At 41.7% G+C, this 17,290-nt stretch carries 20 protein-coding genes and 1 riboswitch; of the genes, 15 read left to right on the top strand and 5 right to left on the bottom strand.

Annotation, left to right across the window (positions count from 1 at the left end; genetic code table 11):
* Window positions 1-38 precede the first annotated feature (38 nt).
* From hldE to AACQ83_RS14370, 4 genes are all read left to right on the top strand, one after another.
* Window positions 39-1,463, top strand: coding sequence for a bifunctional D-glycero-beta-D-manno-heptose-7-phosphate kinase/D-glycero-beta-D-manno-heptose 1-phosphate adenylyltransferase HldE (hldE, locus tag AACQ83_RS14385; protein ID WP_112878317.1), 1,425 nt, complete (start codon window positions 39-41; stop codon window positions 1,461-1,463).
* 474 nt (window positions 1,464-1,937) lie between these two features.
* Window positions 1,938-2,609 carry a CsgG/HfaB family protein gene (locus AACQ83_RS14380; RefSeq protein ID WP_112878316.1) on the top strand — a complete coding sequence of 224 codons (672 nt, stop codon included), beginning with the start codon at window positions 1,938-1,940 and terminating at the stop codon, window positions 2,607-2,609.
* Between the two features lie 21 nt (window positions 2,610-2,630).
* Window positions 2,631-2,990: a DUF4810 domain-containing protein gene (locus tag AACQ83_RS14375; protein WP_112878315.1), complete on the top strand. Its 360-nt coding sequence runs from the start codon at window positions 2,631-2,633 to the stop codon at window positions 2,988-2,990.
* Window positions 2,987-3,643 (top strand): DUF799 domain-containing protein, encoded by a 657-nt coding sequence (locus tag AACQ83_RS14370; RefSeq protein ID WP_112878314.1) that lies wholly within the window; start codon window positions 2,987-2,989, stop codon window positions 3,641-3,643. Before AACQ83_RS14375 ends, AACQ83_RS14370 begins: the two co-directional genes overlap by 4 nt.
* 77 nt (window positions 3,644-3,720) lie before the next feature.
* On the opposite strand, the gene ubiK is transcribed toward AACQ83_RS14370, so the two are convergent.
* Window positions 3,721-4,008: a ubiquinone biosynthesis accessory factor UbiK gene (gene ubiK / locus AACQ83_RS14365; protein ID WP_088373690.1), complete on the bottom strand. Its 288-nt coding sequence runs from the start codon at window positions 4,006-4,008 to the stop codon at window positions 3,721-3,723.
* A 136-nt stretch (window positions 4,009-4,144) separates the two neighbouring features.
* A riboswitch (FMN riboswitch) is annotated at window positions 4,145-4,322 on the top strand.
* 154 nt (window positions 4,323-4,476) lie between these two features.
* On the opposite strand from ubiK, the gene ribB reads away from it, so the two are divergent.
* The 5 genes from ribB (at window position 4,477) to AACQ83_RS14340 (ending at window position 7,675) form a co-directional block, all read left to right on the top strand.
* The gene (ribB, locus tag AACQ83_RS14360; protein WP_112878313.1) at window positions 4,477-5,130 is read left to right on the top strand and encodes a 3,4-dihydroxy-2-butanone-4-phosphate synthase; all 654 of its coding nucleotides are present in this window, start codon (window positions 4,477-4,479) and stop codon (window positions 5,128-5,130) included.
* Window positions 5,131-5,324: 194 nt separating this feature from the next.
* Complete coding sequence (gene ygiD / locus AACQ83_RS14355; protein ID WP_112878312.1) at window positions 5,325-6,110, top strand: 4,5-DOPA dioxygenase extradiol; 786 nt, start codon at window positions 5,325-5,327, stop codon at window positions 6,108-6,110.
* 334 nt (window positions 6,111-6,444) lie between these two features.
* Complete coding sequence (locus AACQ83_RS14350; protein WP_112878311.1) at window positions 6,445-6,813, top strand: hypothetical protein; 369 nt, start codon at window positions 6,445-6,447, stop codon at window positions 6,811-6,813.
* 42 nt (window positions 6,814-6,855) lie between these two features.
* Window positions 6,856-7,188, top strand: coding sequence for a hypothetical protein (locus AACQ83_RS14345; RefSeq protein WP_112878310.1), 333 nt, complete (start codon window positions 6,856-6,858; stop codon window positions 7,186-7,188).
* A gap of 43 nt (window positions 7,189-7,231) precedes the next feature.
* Window positions 7,232-7,675: a hypothetical protein gene (locus AACQ83_RS14340; RefSeq protein ID WP_146747903.1), complete on the top strand. Its 444-nt coding sequence runs from the start codon at window positions 7,232-7,234 to the stop codon at window positions 7,673-7,675.
* A 134-nt stretch (window positions 7,676-7,809) separates the two neighbouring features.
* On the opposite strand, the gene AACQ83_RS14335 is transcribed toward AACQ83_RS14340, so the two are convergent.
* From AACQ83_RS14335 to AACQ83_RS14325, 3 genes are all read right to left on the bottom strand, one after another.
* The gene (locus AACQ83_RS14335; RefSeq protein ID WP_088373685.1) at window positions 7,810-8,289 is read right to left on the bottom strand and encodes an Hcp family type VI secretion system effector; all 480 of its coding nucleotides are present in this window, start codon (window positions 8,287-8,289) and stop codon (window positions 7,810-7,812) included.
* A gap of 111 nt (window positions 8,290-8,400) precedes the next feature.
* Entirely contained in the window at window positions 8,401-9,561 is a 1,161-nt protein-coding gene (locus AACQ83_RS14330) for a glutathionylspermidine synthase family protein (protein ID WP_112878308.1), read from the bottom strand.
* A gap of 6 nt (window positions 9,562-9,567) precedes the next feature.
* The gene (locus AACQ83_RS14325; RefSeq protein ID WP_112878307.1) at window positions 9,568-10,272 is read right to left on the bottom strand and encodes a DUF1190 family protein; all 705 of its coding nucleotides are present in this window, start codon (window positions 10,270-10,272) and stop codon (window positions 9,568-9,570) included.
* Between the two features lie 433 nt (window positions 10,273-10,705).
* Here AACQ83_RS14325 and AACQ83_RS14320 point away from each other — a divergent pair, with 433 nt between their 5' ends.
* Both AACQ83_RS14320 and AACQ83_RS14315 read left to right on the top strand, forming a co-directional pair.
* Window positions 10,706-10,954: a DUF2628 domain-containing protein gene (locus AACQ83_RS14320; RefSeq protein ID WP_240000807.1), complete on the top strand. Its 249-nt coding sequence runs from the start codon at window positions 10,706-10,708 to the stop codon at window positions 10,952-10,954.
* Window positions 10,941-11,105 (top strand): DUF2628 domain-containing protein, encoded by a 165-nt coding sequence (locus AACQ83_RS14315; protein ID WP_240000806.1) that lies wholly within the window; start codon window positions 10,941-10,943, stop codon window positions 11,103-11,105. The genes AACQ83_RS14320 and AACQ83_RS14315 overlap by 14 nt, the downstream gene beginning before the upstream one ends.
* Before the next feature lie 124 nt (window positions 11,106-11,229).
* Here the strand turns inward: AACQ83_RS14315 and tolC are convergent, their stop codons facing one another.
* On the bottom strand, window positions 11,230-12,603 hold the full coding sequence (gene tolC / locus AACQ83_RS14310; RefSeq protein ID WP_112878306.1) for an outer membrane channel protein TolC: 1,374 nt from the start codon (window positions 12,601-12,603) through the stop codon (window positions 11,230-11,232).
* Between the two features lie 359 nt (window positions 12,604-12,962).
* On the opposite strand from tolC, the gene nudF reads away from it, so the two are divergent.
* From nudF to parE, 4 genes are all read left to right on the top strand, one after another.
* Entirely contained in the window at window positions 12,963-13,604 is a 642-nt protein-coding gene (gene nudF / locus AACQ83_RS14305) for an ADP-ribose diphosphatase (protein ID WP_112878305.1), read from the top strand.
* A gap of 99 nt (window positions 13,605-13,703) precedes the next feature.
* On the top strand, window positions 13,704-14,543 hold the full coding sequence (cpdA, locus tag AACQ83_RS14300) for a 3',5'-cyclic-AMP phosphodiesterase (RefSeq protein ID WP_112878304.1): 840 nt from the start codon (window positions 13,704-13,706) through the stop codon (window positions 14,541-14,543).
* Window positions 14,544-14,674: 131 nt separating this feature from the next.
* Window positions 14,675-15,283: an esterase YqiA gene (gene yqiA, locus AACQ83_RS14295; RefSeq protein WP_112878303.1), complete on the top strand. Its 609-nt coding sequence runs from the start codon at window positions 14,675-14,677 to the stop codon at window positions 15,281-15,283.
* Window positions 15,284-15,355: 72 nt separating this feature from the next.
* Window positions 15,356-17,251, top strand: a complete 1,896-nt coding sequence (gene parE, locus AACQ83_RS14290; RefSeq protein ID WP_112878302.1) for a DNA topoisomerase IV subunit B — start codon at window positions 15,356-15,358, stop codon at window positions 17,249-17,251.
* Window positions 17,252-17,290 lie beyond the last annotated feature (39 nt).

Raw genomic sequence — 17,290 nt, 5'->3', positions numbered from 1 at the left:
TTTGGCACCAATTTAATATCTAATATTTGGAGCAAGGGATGAAAATGACACTCCCGGATTTTCACTGTGCAGGAGTTTTAGTCGTCGGTGATGTTATGTTAGATCGCTACTGGTATGGACCGACCAGCCGGATTTCACCGGAAGCGCCGGTGCCTGTTGTAAAAGTCAATACTATTGAGGAGCGTCCGGGAGGGGCTGCTAACGTTGCTATGAATATTGCTGCTCTTGGCGCAAATTCGCGTTTAATCGGTTTGACTGGAATTGATGACGCAGCACATGCACTGAGTGAGAAACTGAGTAGCGTTAAGGTGCGCTGTGATTTTGTTTCTGTTCCAACCCATCCGACAATCACTAAGTTGAGAGTGCTTTCCCGTAACCAGCAGTTAATTCGCTTAGATTTTGAAGAAGGTTTCGATAACGTCGATGCGCAGCCGATGTTTGAGCGCATTGAACAGGCGTTACCCCATATTGGGGCATTGGTTCTATCTGACTATGCCAAAGGTGCATTGAGTCAGGTTCAGGAAATGATCAAACTGGCAAACGCGGCTAAGGTTCCGGTATTAATCGATCCGAAAGGTAATGATTTTGAGCGTTATCGTGGTGCAACTTTGTTAACGCCGAATCTGTCTGAATTTGAAGCGATAGTGGGCCACTGCAAAGATGATAATGAATTGGTTGAAAAGGGTACTCGACTAGTTAAGGATTTGGATCTTCAGGCATTACTGATCACCCGTTCTGAACAGGGGATGAGTTTATTGAGTGTTGATCAACCGCCATTACATTTGCCTACGCAGGCGCAGGAAGTGTTTGATGTTACGGGGGCTGGCGATACGGTTATTGGCGTGTTAGCAACAGCGATTGCGGCTGGAAAATCACTGAATGAAGCTTGTTTCCTGGCGAATGCGGCTGCGGGAGTTGTCGTTGGCAAACTGGGAACGTCGACCGTTTCGCCGATTGAACTGGAGAATGCTATCCGTGGCCGTGCTGAAACGGGTTTTGGTGTGATGACTGAATTTCAGCTTAAACAGGCTATTGATGATGCGCGTCAACGTGGTGAAAGGATCGTGATGACTAATGGCTGCTTTGATATTCTGCATGCAGGTCATGTCTCATATCTGGAGAATGCTCGTAGATTGGGTGATCGGTTAATTGTTGCTGTTAACAGTGATGCATCAACTAAACGGCTGAAAGGTGAGAGTCGTCCTGTTAATCCACTAGAGCAACGAATGATTGTGTTATCTGCTCTGGGCGCTGTGGATTGGGTTGTGCCGTTTGAAGAGGATACACCACAGCGATTGATTGCGGATGTTTTGCCGGATGTATTGGTAAAAGGGGGAGATTATAAACCGGAAGAAATTGCTGGCAGTGAAGAAGTTTGGGCTGCGGGCGGAGAAGTCAAAGTATTGAACTTTGAAGATGGTATTTCAACAACTAATATCATCAAGGCGATTAAAAATCAGTAAATAATGCTTTAGCTTTTTATTGAAAACAGCCAGAAGATATTACTGTATTGAACGCTGTAGATTATTTATTTGATCATATTATTAGAATGAAGGCCGGGTAAGAGATGAAATCTTCCTGGCTATTTTTTATTTAACTTGTACTTGGTTGAGTGATATTTCATCATAAATAATATAGATATTTTTAATATCGTGTGCGAGTAATTTAATTAACGATATGATTATCATTAAAATATTTTAATTATAATTTGATTTAGTGTAATTTTATTCTCTGGATGATAAGGGGTTAATCAGAAGAAGTGTGATGTGACAGATAATTTTTTATCTTTTTGGCATAAAATGCTGGTCACATAACGCTGGCTTATTCATAATGATTTCTGATGTAAATGATTTTTTAATAAAATATCTTATCTATAACTTTTACATCTTAAGGTTAGTAGATAAAACGGATAAATTTTTACGCAGGAATAAGTTCTTATGCAAGGTAAGTTGATTTTATCTTCAATTTGTTTAGCTTCGGCAATATTAGCAGGGTGTACAACTGAATCTTCTAATACCGTCCAGGTACAAAAAGTTAATTCTTATAATACGGTATATCAGGGTGTTCGTAGTCCAATTGCGATCGGTAAGTTTGAAAACCGTTCCAGCTATCAAAATGGCATTTTCTCCGACGGAATTGATCGCCTTGGTAACCAATCTAAAACGATTTTAGTCTCGCACTTACAGCAGACTGGACGCTTTACGGTGCTGGAACGTACTAATATGGCGGAACTGAAAGCAGAAGCAGGTTTACAAGGTAAATCGCAGAAGTTGAAAGGTGCTGCTTACGTTATTACCGGTGATGTGACTGAATTTGGCCGTAAAGAGGTGGGTGATCATCAATTATGGGGCTTGTTAGGGCGTGGTAAATCACAGGTGGCTTATTCTAAGGTTATGCTGAATGTGGTGAATGTAGAAACTTCCGAAGTGGTTTTCTCTGTAGCAGGGGCTGGGGAGTATAAATTATCCAACCGTGAAATTATCGGCTTTGGTGGCACTGCCAGCTATGATTCCACACTGAATGGTAAGGTATTGGATCTGGCTATTCGTGAAGCAGTAAACCGTCTGGTTGAAAGTATTGAAACCGGTGCATGGAAGCCATCTAATTAAGAAATATAGGGATATATATTCATGATGTTAATGAAAAAAGCGGGCTTATTGCTGGCAGCTATGGCCTTAGCGGGTTGCGTCACGCAGCCAAAAACAATTTATGAGTGGGATAAATACCAACCTACAATTTATCAATATTATCAGCAGGATAAAATGGGTTTCGAAGAGCAAGTACAGGCTTTGCAGCAAGTAATTGAAAAAGCTAAAGCGAAGAATAAACCTGTACCGCCTGGGTTGCATGCACAGATAGGCTTGCTTTATAGCAAAACGGGCCGTGTTTCGGAAGCGTTCCATCAGTTTGAAACAGAGAAAAAATTGTTTCCTGAGTCAGCGCCATTTATGGACTTTTTATTAAGTAAAAATAAAGGAACTATGCAATGAACCGTATTCTTTTAGCATTTAGTTTATTGGCGGCGTTTGTACTGACTGGATGTAGTAAATCTGTCCCTTATGATTATTCTGCATTTAGAGAGAGCAAACCGAAATCCATTCTGGTTCTGCCGGCGGTAAATAAATCTCTGGAAGTCAAAGCAGGGCACAGCCTGATTTCTCATGTGACATATCCATTGGCGGAATCGGGCTATTACGTTTTTCCGGTTGCTGTTGTGGAAGAGACATTTCAGCAAAATGGCATGACAGCGGCGCAGGATGTTCAGAATATCAGTTACAAAAAATTGCATGATATTTTTGGCGCGGATTCCGCGCTCTATTTGGATATTGAGGAATATGGTACGCAATATCAGATTATCAACAGCGATACGCGTGTAACGGCTTCAGCGAAGCTGGTGGATTTGCGTAATGGTAAACAATTGTGGCATGGACGGGCGGTTGCCTCATCGACTGAAAATGAAAGCAGTTCGAATAGCCTTGTTGGCATGTTGGTATCTGCCGTAGTTTCACAGATAGCGAATACCATTATGGATAAAGGTCATGAAATTGCCGGCATTACAAGTAACCGCTTACTGACAGCCGGTGGTAGTCGTGGCTTGCTTTATGGTCCACGTTCTGAGCATTACGGTAAAGAACAGCATTAATTTCTGATTAGTGTGAATGTGTAATGAGCAGATATCACATTCTGCTCATTATCACGGTTATTTTTGTATGGTAATAATTACTCTTCTTTTGCTGTGTCATTAGCAGATGGAACATTCTTATTTTCAAACTTCGCTTCTAGTTCATTTAAACGCTGTTCCATTGCGGTCAATTTTTCACGAGTACGTAGCAGAACCTGAGTTTGGATATCAAATTCTTCACGATTCACTAAGTCAAGCTTGCCAAGTTGGGATTGCAAAATCATCCGTAATTTTTTCTCTACATCACCACCAAACTCTTTAACCCCCTTTGGTAAAGAATCTTGGATCTGGCGGGCAATTTGTTCAATTTTTTTGGGATCGAGCATGATGCATCCTTTTTATGACATAAATAATTCCTGAATAGTGTAATACCAGATAGTAAAACCACAAACCATTGTGAGCTAGGTTTCACATTTGATTTTGTTGATTGCCGCCGGTAAATATTAGCGTTATAGTTCACTGGCTTATCTCAGGGCGGGGTGAAAGTCCCCACCGGCGGTAACATCAGTCCATCTTTCGGGTGGCTTGGTGAAGCCCGCGAGCGCTCCGTTTGAGGTTATCTTTTGTGATAAAGCGGAGGTCAGCAGATCCAGTGTAATTCTGGAGCCGACGGTGATAGTCCGGATGGGAGAGAATAACGACATCTGTCGGGCTTTGTGCTCGTCTGTTGTTCCGGCTATGGCATTCGCGCATTATATTAATAGCATTAATGTTGCGGCGTAATGTCATCGCGAGAACTCCTCAAGACCGCCCTGATTCTGGTAATCCATAAATTTTAATGAGGTTTCTTTACCATGAATCAGACGCTACTTTCTGAATATGGCACATCATCAGAACGTGTTGAACACGCCATTAACGCTTTGCGTAATGGAAGGGGGGTGATGGTGCTGGATAACGAAGATCGTGAAAATGAAGGTGACATTATCTTTGCGGCCGAAACAATGACCGTAGAGCAAATGGCGCTGACTATCCGTCATGGCAGTGGTATTGTCTGCTTATGTCTGACAGAAGAGCGCCGTCAGCAATTACAATTGCCCATGATGGTAGAAAATAACTCTAGTTCGTTCCAGACTGCATTCACCGTAACCATTGAGGCCGCTCAAGGGGTGACGACGGGGGTTTCTGCGGCTGACCGTATCACGACTATCCGTGCAGCGATTGCAGATAATGCCAAACCCAGTGATTTGAACCGTCCGGGACATGTTTTTCCGCTGCGTGCTCAACCTGGCGGTGTGTTGGTTCGTCAGGGGCATACTGAGGCAGCAATTGATTTAGTCAGTTTGGCCGGTTTTAAACCAGCAGGTGTATTGTGCGAATTAACCAATAATGACGGTTCAATGGCGCGTACCCCGGAGGTAGTGCAATTTGCGAAACGACATAATATGCCGGTAGTCACTATTGAGGATTTGGTGATTTATCGCCAGGCAATAGAGCAGATAGCAAGTTGAGTCGTAATTGTCCGATAACCGGATGAAATATCAGTTATAACCTACACGTTCTCTAAAGTCACAGTTTACGCAAGCTGTGACTTTTCAGTTTTTTTGAAAAACTCCATCACCGTTAGCCCACTGTTTTGCTTATCTGAAAGGCGTAACCTGTCCGCAAGTATTAAAATTACCTATATTTGGTGTGGGAGGTCGTTATGAATATTTCCAGAATGCCAGCACTGTTTATTGGTCATGGCAGCCCAATGAATGTACTGGAAGAAAATCGCTATACCAATGTGTGGCGTGAACTTGGTGAAAGGCTGCCTATACCCAGAGCGATTCTGGCGATTTCTGCTCATTGGTATACCAATGGCACGGCGGTGACAGCCATGACTCAACCGAGAACTATCCATGATTTTCGTGGTTTCCCTCAGGAATTGTATGAAACTCAGTATCCAGCGAAGGGATCACCTGAACTGGCGGTTTTAGTACAGGAGATGTTGGAACCTGTAGAAATTTATGCCGATTATCATCAGTGGGGATTGGATCATGGGACTTGGGGTATTCTGGTTAAGATGTATCCTAAGGCTAATATTCCTGTGATTCAACTGAGTATAGATGACGCCAAACCAGCGACGTACCACTATGAATTGGGGAAAAAGCTGGCGGCTTTACGAGATGAAGGTGTTTTGATTCTAGGGAGTGGTAATGTGGTACACAATCTTCGTACTATGAAGCGGCAAGAACCTAATGCTGAACTGTACCCTTGGGCGGAATCATTTAACCATTATGTGCGTGATAACCTTACCAGTTATGAGCAGCCTTACCCTTTGATTCATGCATTGGACAGGGAAGATGGCTTATTATCGAATCCATCTCCTGAACACTTTTTACCATTGCTGTATATCATGGGAACGTGGGATAGAAAAGAGGCGGTTTCCATTCCAGTAGATGGTATTGTGTCTGGTTCGCTGAGCATGTTGTCTGTGCAGGTTGGTTGAATCGCCGGTTTACGTGCTGTATTGATTGAAGGTTATTTACCCTTTTGGCAACTTCTGGTGGTGAGATCATCACCATCTTGTCTGCGCTATGATCATTGAAACATGGCCTTACGTCGGATTAGATTCCATTAATAATTATCTCAACGCCAATATTTATTTCTGAATTTCTTCTAGTGATTTGCTACATATATAAAAATATTAATTTCGTGAGTATAACAAGAGAATTCTGTCTGGAAAGATTGTAGACTAAGTAATATGATTTTTTAGTTTAAGAAAATGGGTAGCTACAATTGTAATTTCAATATAATTAAATGTTGCATAGGTAGATTAGTGAATGACGAGTAGAAAAGATATAGAAAACGGTAGATTAATTTATACTGAAGATTTAGGGTGGATTGATTTAGGTCATGCGAAAGGTGATGATTCTAAAATGTTGTGGGATCAATTAATCACTGAAGGTAATGGTTCACCTTATAAAAAAGGCTATTTCTTGGTTTACTATTTTCAGGAGATGAGTAAATATAATATTTCAACCAGAGTTGCTGCTCAGTGGATGGTAAAAAAAGGATTATCTATAGAAACTAAAAGGTCCATTGCATTTTCAATAATGTATTGTGTTTCATTGGAGTTTGAGACTTTACAATCAAACTCATTTTTTTCCCATTTTAGTGATAGCGGGTTTAGTTGTGAGGATTTAGTTTAAAATTTATTAGGTTTCTATAAATCTGTATTGCCAAGAGATTATATGTCTTTAATAAAACCCAAAGATAAAGAATATGCATATAAAATATGGGATTATTATGGTCCCGTTGGTAAGTATAAGAATAGAGAACTTAAACCTTGGTTTTTTCCTGATCCTGATAAGTATCCTAATAATGCTTTCCCATATAAGAAAAGCCTCCCTTATTACCTTAATATAATTAAACCTTTTTATTCTTATAGAAAGGATATTGTTATTAGTCATTATATACCCGTTATCTTTCAAGTTGCCTCTTTGTTGGCTGCACTCACTCACCCCGGTCACATAGTTACCTATGCTCCCGGGGATTCGCTCCCTTGCCGTCGCGATGCATCTTGAAATCCATAGGGTATAAACCTACAACTATTTATGGTCTGAAATTATGAATAAATTAACCGTGACAATAGTAATAATATTAATGATGGCGTTATCTTGTATATGCTTATTTTTATGGTTATTTATGATGCCTAATGTTATTTATAAAGAAAATGATTTTTTAAAATATCATCTTCTTACTAATGAAAAAATAAAAGAAGCTCCTCGTATTTCTAAAAATTATTTTTTCGGATATTATCCGAATGATGAATCATCGCCTATATATAGTTCTATTTATTCTTGTGATTTGATAGATATGGAAAATAGTTATAATAGAATTGTTGATTATATAAAATCAACTGGCTATATAGTAAATAATGATGCAATATGGTATATGAAAGGTTCTGAGACTATATATGATGATTCTTTTATATTGTCAAAATCATCTATAGTTGGTGATAAGAAAAAAGATCATTGCTTAGAATTAACCTTCGCTGAAAATGTTAAATGAGTTTAATAAGCTCTAATTATTATTTGATATTATGATAAACTATTCATAAAGTAAATAAATGTCTAGTATTGATTTTTTCAAAAGAGATAAAATAATTGAAAATATATTGGGGATTTCTCCCCAACATATTGATTTTAACGAACTCTTTCATCCCATATACTATATCCAGATGTACCTGCAATATGGTGTTTCCATGTTATATTGCCATAGGCAATGGATATTATTTCGTAGGGCTGTGCGTCATTATGGGTAAGTGAATTAGGATAATGAGTGGATATGCTTTTTATCGAGGCATGCATAATATCAATTGAGTAGTATTTTTCCTGAGCACCATTACTTGATGTTCTATAAAAATCTAATCTACAATTTATGGATTCATTTTCTGATATTGCTATACCTAATAGAGGAGATGATTTGTCTATAGGTTTAGTGATTGAAATAGGTGAGTGATTAACATTTTGTTCTCTGCTAATATCATGGTCGAATGAATAAACATAAATTTCATTTTCATGACCTGTTTGATATATATTCCCTATGGAATCATAGGTAGAACAACCACTGGATATCAGCCCTTGTTTTTTACCTGTAATGGTTAAATATATCGTGTTCGCCATAGTATTTACCTTTATTATAAGTTTATAAGGATATAATGTTTTTTATCGGATTGTTGAAGGAGGAATCTTTGGCGTTGCGACAACCTATTCTAATTCCTCCCTGATTAGTAATTAATCCAAAATAATATGTGGATAGAAGCGAGATAAATCCTGGGTAATTAATTCACTGTCTTCCCGCAAACCAATGCCGCAAGGCTGATCATTCACCAGCCAACTACCAATTACCGTATAATTATCACCGAATTTTGGCAATGTATGAAATTGCTGAACGATCATGCCTTCTTTACCGTAAGGACCATCAACACTGGCAATTTCCTTACCCTTTTCAATGATGCGGATATTAGCCCCTTCCCGTGAGAACAGCGGCTTAATAACATAGCTATCCATTGCTGGGTAGTTATCATCGGCAAAATAAGCGGGTAGCAAGTTTGGATGATTTGGAAACATTTTCCACAACATGGGTAGCAATGCTTTATTGGAGATAATACTTTTCCAGGCGGGTTCTAACCAACGAACGCCAGCATCTTCCAATTTAGTAGCGAAAATCTCACGGAACATTAATTCCCAAGGGTAGAGTTTGAACAGATTGCTGATCACCTGGTCTTTTAGATCTGTAAACTGCCCTTTCTCTCCCAGACCGATATCTTCAATAAATAAAAACTCGGTTGGAACACCCGCTTCCAGAGCACAATCTTGCAAGTATTGAACGGTACCGCGATCTTCTTCCGTATCCTGACAGCAAGCCATGTGCAGTAAGCCAAAGCCATGTTCATCACGCAACTGAGCAAAGCGTTCAATTAATTGCTCTTGCATGCTGTTGAATTGATCGGCATGTGCTGGCAGCAACCCGGCATTCATCTGATCTTCTAACCAGATCCATTGGAAAAAAGCGGACTCATACAGCGAAGTTGGTGTATCAGCATTATTTTCCAACAGTTTTGCCGGGCTTTTACCGTCGTAAACCAAATCTAAACGGGAATAGAGTGATGGCTGGCTGGTAATCCAGGAACTACGGACAAAATCCCAACAATGCTTTGGAATCTGAAACTTAGTCAACAACTCTTCACTATCGACAACTTTCTCCACTACCTGCAAACACATTTGGTGTAGTTCTGCGGTGGTAGCTTCGATTTCTTCAATTTGGGCAAGAGAAAACTGGTAATAAGCCTCTTCACACCAGTAAGGTTTGTCATACATGGTGTGAAAATTAAAACCATATTCTATCGCTTTTTCGTGCCAATCCGGGCGTTCAGTAATCGCAATACGTTTCATCCGTGGTTAGCCTCCCACTGAACGGGATGTGGAACCCGAAGAGGCGCTGCGTTGCATGGCTGACTGTTTTGCAACAGAGTCACCGAAGCCGCCACGGGTAATGGTTGTCGTTGTTGCTGGTTTTGGCGCCATAGCTGTTTTAGGCACCGTCATGGAACGGCCCCCTGCGGTTGCTGCTCCATAACTCTTACCTGATGCATCAACGAATTGGCCGTTTGCCGGGCTGGTGGGGGATTTGGAGCTAAACAGAGGTTGTGATGGTGCTGAACCACCCCCCATTAGACGTCCCATCATGTAGCCCGCCATCAGCGGCATCCAGAAGCTGCCGCTTTGCTGCTGTTGTGCTTGTGCTTCGCCATTAGTGGTGGTACTAGAAGTGGCGGTACCGGGGCCAGCTTGTGCCGGGGCCTGAGTACATTGTGCTTCACCAAATTCGGCAATACAGTCTTCTTTGGTGGCATATTTAGGCGCTGTTTTTTCCGCTTCTTTCAACGCATTGTTGTAAGCAGTAGTACATTGCGCGCTTTGTGATGGATTGGCTTGAGAACATTCATCTGCATTCATGTAAAGAGAGACAGTTTCATCACTCTTTTCACAGGCAGATAACATGAAAACCGCACTGACAGCCATTGCCACAGGTGCAAGGCGATAGTTGCGCCAAGCCTTACGGAATGTGTCGTGATTAATATCTTTAGTCCGCTTTATTGTCATAGTCGTATACCCAGATTTTAGGTGTCTATAATTCTTTCATGAAATAGCTTTAAGGATAGGGGAAATATGAACAAAATTAAAGCATAAACCTTAGGATTGCCAGCCTAATTTTTTGCCTGGCTGAAAAGACGGCGGGATATTGATTGTCTGGTATTTTTGTTTAATCTGGTTTTAATGTTGTGAAATAGATATGTGAATTTAAAAAATGGGTGCTGTTATTAATATTTTATGATATTAATCCTGCTCCTGTAACTTATGGTAATTTAAGGGTAATTAAACGAGTAAGATTATTATGTAAGTGAATCTACTAATTGCATTATTCTCGGTGATAATTCCAATGGGTAATGTTAGGAATATAATCTTAAATTAATAACAAATTGTTATTATATTATTGGTGTTGTATTTTTTATTTTAATTAAGGAAATTAAGTCGTATGGAAAAGAGTCATTATTCAGAAAGATGGCAGACGCGTTTTACATTCTTTGAGCGCAATGGTGCTCCTAAAGCGCCTGAGTACAAAGCTGCTACGAAAGCAGAACCATTTATGCGTCGTATCTTGTTAAATATGAATTTTATCGCTTTCTTCTTTGGTTTTATTTACTTTTTTGTTTTAGGTTTATGGCGGAAGAACCTGACTTTATTTGGAGTCGCTGTTAGTAGTGATTATATTGGGAGTTATTGAAGATGCTCTGAGTATTGATATTTCTCCTGCTGTCGGAATGGGGATTAAATTTGCATTTTCAGCAATATGGGGTACTACTGCTAACTATGCCTACTATTTGAAAGAAAAGCTAAATAGTCAGAGTTGGAATCCATTTGAAGGATTTTTTTAATTTATATATTTTTTATTAAGAAAAATAGCGGCTTTTCTTTCGGCACCTAAATTTAGTTGGTAAGTAAGAAATAAAACAGCCCGCTTTATGGCGGGCCGTTAATTAGTGAGAGTGAAGAACTGAATCAGTTACGAGCAGATGTTGCTGGTGCTGCTGTTTCTTGAACAATGCTGTTAGCGGAAGTTGAGAGCTGTTTACCTAGCGAATTATTTAGAGCAACTAAATCCTTCTCATTTAGCGTACCCAGTGCATGCTGAATATTTAGCTGATTAATCAGATAATCATAGCGAGCATTGGATAGCTTCTGTTTGGCATCGTACAACTTGGTAGTGGCATTCAGTACATCAACAATGGTGCGTGTACCAACTTGATAACCCGCTTCCATTGCGTCGAGTGAGCTTTGCGCAGAAACAACAAGCTGTTTATAGGCGTCGATACTGCTGATGGAAGCAGATATGTTGTTAAAGGAAGAACGGACAGTCTGTACAACATTGCGGTAGGTGCTCTCTAATTGTTCGCTGGCGCTGACAAAACCATATTGTGCCTGTTCAACGCGGGAACTGGTGGCACCGCCGCTATAAATTGGCAGACTAAGTGTCAGGCCAACGCTGTTTTCACCGCTATAGTTGTTTGATCTGCCTGGTGCATGATTCTGGCTGTTTGAAACATTGGTAGAAGCGCCTAAATTGATAGTTGGCATATGCCCTGTTTGGGCCGCTTTGATTTGTTCACGAGCCAGATCCTGACCTAAACGGGCAGATAGTAGACCTAAATTACGTTTCTCTGCCTCTTTTAGCAGAATATCCACTGCTTCTGGTTTTTGTGTTTTGAAATGATCAATATTCAGCGAGGCTAGCCGAGGGTAATAAATACCGGTTACTTGACGCAGAGCTTCCAGTGCATTGTCCAGATCATTACGGCGGGCAACTTCCTGAGCTAGTACGTCATCGTAGTTAGCACGAGCGTTCTGGACATCAGTAATTGCAACCAGACCGACATTAAAACGTTGAGTCGTTTGATCCAACTGGCGGTAAATGGCCGCTTTCTGAGCTTCAATGTAGGAGAGTGTATCAATGGTACGCAGTACTTTGAAATAAGCTGTTGCACTATCCAAGATCAGTTTTTGTTCACTGCTTTGATAGGTAACATCAGCAATACCTGCCGTTTTTTCTTCTAAGTTCAATAGGCGCCATTTAGACATATCAAAAATGGTTTGAGTCAAACCAAGCTTTGCATTCAATGTATTGCTTTCTGTGTCACGTTGATCGCGGTAACCACTGTTATAGGAGTATCCAGTATTTAATTCCAACTGAGGTAATAATGGGCTACGGGATTCATTAATTTTTTCAAAAGCTTTATTACGTTCAGCCATTGATTTACGTAGTTCAGGGTTACTCTCTTTTGCTTGCTTATAAACTTGCAAAAGATCTTCAGCCTGACCCATTGAACTAAATCCCGTCAGGCTCATAGCGATAAAAATGGAGAGCAGTTTTTTCATTGTAATTCCTTGATTGCACAGCTATTTTGCTCGTTGTCTATCCCATTAGGCTATTTTATTTGCCATGTTTTGTGATAAAGAGTGAATGCTTCAGGTGCTGAGCACAGTCTGAGTTCACTGTTCATTTACAAAAACGGCCTGCACCAATTACGCTTATTGGGATAGACTCTTACGTTGCCTTGGTGAAAAACGAAATGTTACTGATTCTAGCAGAGTATGCTATCAGCGAAAGGTAGCCGTTTGTGCCATATTGCCTTAATTTAGCTTAACTTTACACCATCAAAGAGTGAATTTTTTAACTCTGCTTGATTAATATCATCTTAGTGGCTAGCAAGTCAGGAACGATTTAGGAGAATTTTATGCATAAGAAGCCGTTAATGCCAGTCATGTTGGATAAGCAGGATATAGAAATTATCGCGAAAAAAAGTTTGTACAATGGATTCTTTAAGCTGACAAATTACCGTTTCCGTCATCGTCTGTTTGCCGGTGGTTGGAGTGAAGAGGTTAGCCGTGAAGTTTTTGAGCGGGGCCATGCCGGTGCATTGTTGCCTTATGATCCACGTCGTGATGAGGTTGTATTGATAGAGCAGATACGTATTCCGGCAATAGAGACGAAAGCAACGCCGTGGTTACTGGAAATTGTTGCCGGTATGATTGAAGAGGGCGAAGATGTGGAACAGGTGGTGCGCCGAGAAACGATGGAAGAGGCAGGAATCGAAGTTAAACGTTGCAAACCAGTGTTGAGTTATCTCTCCAGTCCCGGAGGAACAACGGAACGTATCTCTGTGATGGTGGGGGAAGTGGATGCGACGACAGCTACTGGTATTCATGGATTATCTGGTGAACATGAAGATATTCGGGTGCATGTAGTCAGCCGTGAACAAGCTTATCATTGGATGGAAGAGGGAATTATTGATAATGCTGCTTCAGTTATTGCGATACAATGGCTGGCATTACACCATGAAAAGTTAAAAAAAGAATGGAATTCAGATGATTCCTAATTTTTAACCGAGAAAAGGGAAGTGTGTGCCAGTCAGCAGATCTCTTGCGTTAAAACGAGTTATGATGCTCGTTGATGACTTATAGGACAAGGAAACCATTTGGAAAGCCAGTTTGAACTGCCTGTGGTAGAGGGAACCACAGCCAAAATATTGCAAATAACAGATACGCATCTTTTTGCCAGCAAAGAAGATACTTTATTGGGTATCAATACTTATCGCAGTTACCAAGCGGTGCTGGATGCCATCCTTAAACAAAATGCTGATATTGGTTTAATCGTAGCGACAGGTGATTTGGTGCAGGATCAGTCGTTGGAAGCTTATCGACATTTTGCTGATGGTATTGCCCGTTTACCGGCACCTTGTGTCTGGTTGCCCGGCAATCATGATTACCAGCCTGCGATGGTGGATGCTTTGGCGGCGGCTGGCGTTTCTCCGTCGAAACAGATTTTAGTCGGTAAGCACTGGCAACTTTTGATGCTTGATAGTCAGGTGCAGGGCGTTCCCCACGGGGAGTTGTCGGAATATCAGCTTGAATGGATGAAAAAGTGCCTGGATAGGTACCCTGAACGTTACGCGGTGATCTTGCTTCATCATCATCCATTACCATCAGGTTGTACCTGGCTGGATCAGCATAGTTTGCGCAATTCACATATTCTGGCCCAGTATCTGCAAGGTTACTCACGGGTTAAGGCGATGCTTTGTGGGCATATACATCAGGAGATGGATCTGGATTGGAATGGCATTCGTATGATGGCGACACCATCAACATGTTTGCAATTCAAACCACATTGTACCAATTTTATGCTTGATACTGTTGCTCCGGGATGGCGTTATCTCGAATTGTCTGTTGCCGATAATGGCGAATTTGGTCTGACAACCCAGGTCTATAGACTGGCAAGTAATGAATTCTGCCCTGATTTAGATTCGGATGGATATTAGGTTGTGTTTGTCTCCTTGTGTTGCTGTGTTACTCTCTGCTTATTGGATTTGCCAAGCCTCACTATCTGTGGCATGTCGCACAGGAGCATAGTGGCCGGTGGTATTTATGCACAATTGAGGGGCACGGTCTGATGTCAACGTTACTCTATTTGCACGGTTTTAATAGTTCCCCGCAGTCTGCAAAAGCCAATGCCTTAAAAGCGTGGCTGTATCAGCATCATCTTGAAATTGACATGCTGGTGCCTCAGTTACCCCCTTATCCTGAAGAAGCGGCTGAGCTGCTAGAAAATCTGGTGATGGAGCATGCCGGGGATGATTTGGGTATCGTTGGTTCTTCTCTCGGTGGTTATTTGGCGATATGGCTTTCACAATGTTTCAGCTTGCCCGCTGTGGTCGTCAATCCAGCCGTGCGTCCGTTTGAATTACTGCGGGATTATCTTGGGGAAAATATTAACCCCTATACTAACCAACGATATACGTTGGAATCGCGCCATATTCATGATCTCAAAAGTATGCGGATTGAACCATTGGAGTCACCGGATCTTATCTGGTTATTGCAACAAACCGGAGATGAGGTGCTGGATTACCGCCAAGCGGTTGCTTATCTGGTATTATGTAAGCAAACTATTGAATCTGGCGGTAATCATTCTTTTATCGGATTTGAACACTATTTCCCACAAATCATCAACTTTCTTGGGCTTTCTAGTGATGGCGAGAAAAAACTTGCCAAAAATGTTTGAACGACTGGTATTATCAACAGTATACAAAACTGATTAGCCCTTTAATCAAGAAGCAACCAACAGAATTACAACATGACTCAATCTAGTTACAACGCAGATGCCATTGAAGTTCTCAGTGGTCTGGAACCGGTTCGCCGTCGTCCGGGAATGTACACTGATACAACGCGTCCGAACCATTTGGCACAGGAAGTGATCGATAACAGCGTGGATGAAGCTTTGGCAGGTCACGCTAAACATATTGAAGTGATCCTTCATAGCGATCAGTCACTGGAGGTCATTGATGATGGCCGCGGCATGCCGGTTGATATTCATCCAGAAGAAGGAGTTTCAGCGGTTGAGTTGATCCTGAGCCGCTTACATGCCGGTGGTAAATTTTCGAATAAAAACTATCAGTTTTCTGGCGGTCTCCACGGTGTGGGGATCTCGGTGGTTAACGCTTTGTCCAAGCGGATTGAAGTCACCGTTCGCCGTGACAGTCAGATTTATCAGATTGCTTTTGAGAATGGCGATAAAGTGCAGGAATTGGCAGTGATAGGTAGTTGCGGTAAACGCAATACCGGTACCAGTGTTCACTTCTGGCCTGATGAAAGTTTCTTTGATAGCCCACGTTTCTCGGTTTCTCGCTTGACCCATTTGCTGAAAGCGAAAGCAGTTTTATGTCCGGGAGTGAAAATTGTTTTTAAAGACAAGATCAACGATACCGAACAGCAATGGTGTTATGCTGATGGTCTGACCGACTATTTAATGGCTGCGGTTAATGGCTTGACAACATTGCCGGCAGCGCCTTTTGTCGGTATTTTCAGTGGTGCAACCGAAGCGGTTGATTGGGCGTTACTCTGGTTGCCGGAAGGGGGAGAGCTACTGGCTGAAAGTTATGTCAACCTCATCCCGACGATGCAGGGGGGAACACATGTAAACGGGCTGCGTCAGGGATTACTGGATGCGATGCGTGAATTTTGCGAATTCCGCAATATTTTGCCACGAGGTGTGAAGCTTGCTGCCGATGATATTTGGGATCGCTGTGCTTATGTTCTGTCGGTAAAAATGCAGGATCCGCAATTTGCGGGTCAGACGAAAGAACGCCTCTCTTCGCGCCAATCCGCCGCTTTTGTTTCTGGTGTTGTCAAAGATGCTTTCAGCTTATGGTTAAACCAGAACGTTCAGGAAGCAGAGCAGTTGGCCGAACTGGCGATCGCTAGTGCACAACGTAGAATGCGTGCAGCGAAAAAGGTTGTGCGTAAAAAACTGACCAGTGGCCCGGCATTACCGGGGAAACTAGCTGACTGCACATCACAGGATCTCAATTTTACCGAACTGTTTCTGGTAGAAGGGGATTCTGCGGGGGGATCGGCAAAACAGGCGCGTGACCGTGAATATCAAGCCATTATGCCGCTGAAAGGGAAGATTCTGAACACTTGGGAAGTTTCTTCAGATGAAGTGTTGGCATCACAGGAAGTCCATGATATCTCTGTTGCAATTGGTATCGACCCGGATAGCCACGATCTCAGTCAGTTACGTTATGGCAAAATCTGTATTCTGGCAGACGCAGACTCAGATGGTTTGCATATTGCGACGCTATTGTGTGCCCTGTTTGTCCGCCATTTCCCAACATTGGTTAAGAACGGCCATGTTTATATGGCAATGCCGCCTTTATATCGTATTGATCTAGGTAAAGAAGTGTATTACGCACTGGATGAAGAGGAAAAAAGTGCGGTGTTGGATCGTCTAAGCCGCAAACGGGGTAAGCCTAACGTACAGCGCTTTAAAGGATTGGGTGAGATGAACCCCATGCAACTGCGTGAAACAACGTTAGACCCGAATACCCGTCGTCTGGTGCAGTTGACTATCGATGATGAAAACTACCAGGAAACCTTCTCTATGATGGATATGCTTCTAGCGAAGAAGCGTTCAGAAGATCGCCGTAACTGGCTGCAAGAGAAGGGCGATACGGTAGAAATTGAAGTGTAACACCCACAGGGATAGTCAAAAAAGATTCTGAGGAAATTA

Source organism: Photorhabdus sp. S10-54 (assembly GCF_963878145.1).
Lineage (GTDB): Bacteria > Pseudomonadota > Gammaproteobacteria > Enterobacterales > Enterobacteriaceae > Photorhabdus > Photorhabdus kayaii.
The sequence above is the reverse complement of the archived record's forward strand: the minus strand, read 5'-3'. Positions and strand labels throughout refer to the sequence as shown.

Coding starts and splice junctions, on each gene's coding strand:
- AACQ83_RS14335 (WP_088373685.1), bottom strand. CDS start 8,289: ATGGCGAACACGATATATTTAACCATTACAGGTAAAAAACAAGGGCTG.
- ygiD (WP_112878312.1), top strand. CDS start 5,325: ATGAATATTTCCAGAATGCCAGCACTGTTTATTGGTCATGGCAGCCCA.
- AACQ83_RS14380 (WP_112878316.1), top strand. CDS start 1,938: ATGCAAGGTAAGTTGATTTTATCTTCAATTTGTTTAGCTTCGGCAATA.
- hldE (WP_112878317.1), top strand. CDS start 39: ATGAAAATGACACTCCCGGATTTTCACTGTGCAGGAGTTTTAGTCGTC.
- AACQ83_RS14320 (WP_240000807.1), top strand. CDS start 10,706: ATGGAAAAGAGTCATTATTCAGAAAGATGGCAGACGCGTTTTACATTC.
- AACQ83_RS14325 (WP_112878307.1), bottom strand. CDS start 10,272: ATGACAATAAAGCGGACTAAAGATATTAATCACGACACATTCCGTAAG.
- parE (WP_112878302.1), top strand. CDS start 15,356: ATGACTCAATCTAGTTACAACGCAGATGCCATTGAAGTTCTCAGTGGT.
- yqiA (WP_112878303.1), top strand. CDS start 14,675: ATGTCAACGTTACTCTATTTGCACGGTTTTAATAGTTCCCCGCAGTCT.
- AACQ83_RS14345 (WP_112878310.1), top strand. CDS start 6,856: ATGTCTTTAATAAAACCCAAAGATAAAGAATATGCATATAAAATATGG.
- AACQ83_RS14330 (WP_112878308.1), bottom strand. CDS start 9,561: ATGAAACGTATTGCGATTACTGAACGCCCGGATTGGCACGAAAAAGCG.
- AACQ83_RS14340 (WP_146747903.1), top strand. CDS start 7,232: ATGAATAAATTAACCGTGACAATAGTAATAATATTAATGATGGCGTTA.
- tolC (WP_112878306.1), bottom strand. CDS start 12,603: ATGAAAAAACTGCTCTCCATTTTTATCGCTATGAGCCTGACGGGATTT.
- nudF (WP_112878305.1), top strand. CDS start 12,963: ATGCATAAGAAGCCGTTAATGCCAGTCATGTTGGATAAGCAGGATATA.
- ribB (WP_112878313.1), top strand. CDS start 4,477: ATGAATCAGACGCTACTTTCTGAATATGGCACATCATCAGAACGTGTT.
- AACQ83_RS14375 (WP_112878315.1), top strand. CDS start 2,631: ATGATGTTAATGAAAAAAGCGGGCTTATTGCTGGCAGCTATGGCCTTA.
- AACQ83_RS14370 (WP_112878314.1), top strand. CDS start 2,987: ATGAACCGTATTCTTTTAGCATTTAGTTTATTGGCGGCGTTTGTACTG.
- ubiK (WP_088373690.1), bottom strand. CDS start 4,008: ATGCTCGATCCCAAAAAAATTGAACAAATTGCCCGCCAGATCCAAGAT.
- AACQ83_RS14350 (WP_112878311.1), top strand. CDS start 6,445: ATGACGAGTAGAAAAGATATAGAAAACGGTAGATTAATTTATACTGAA.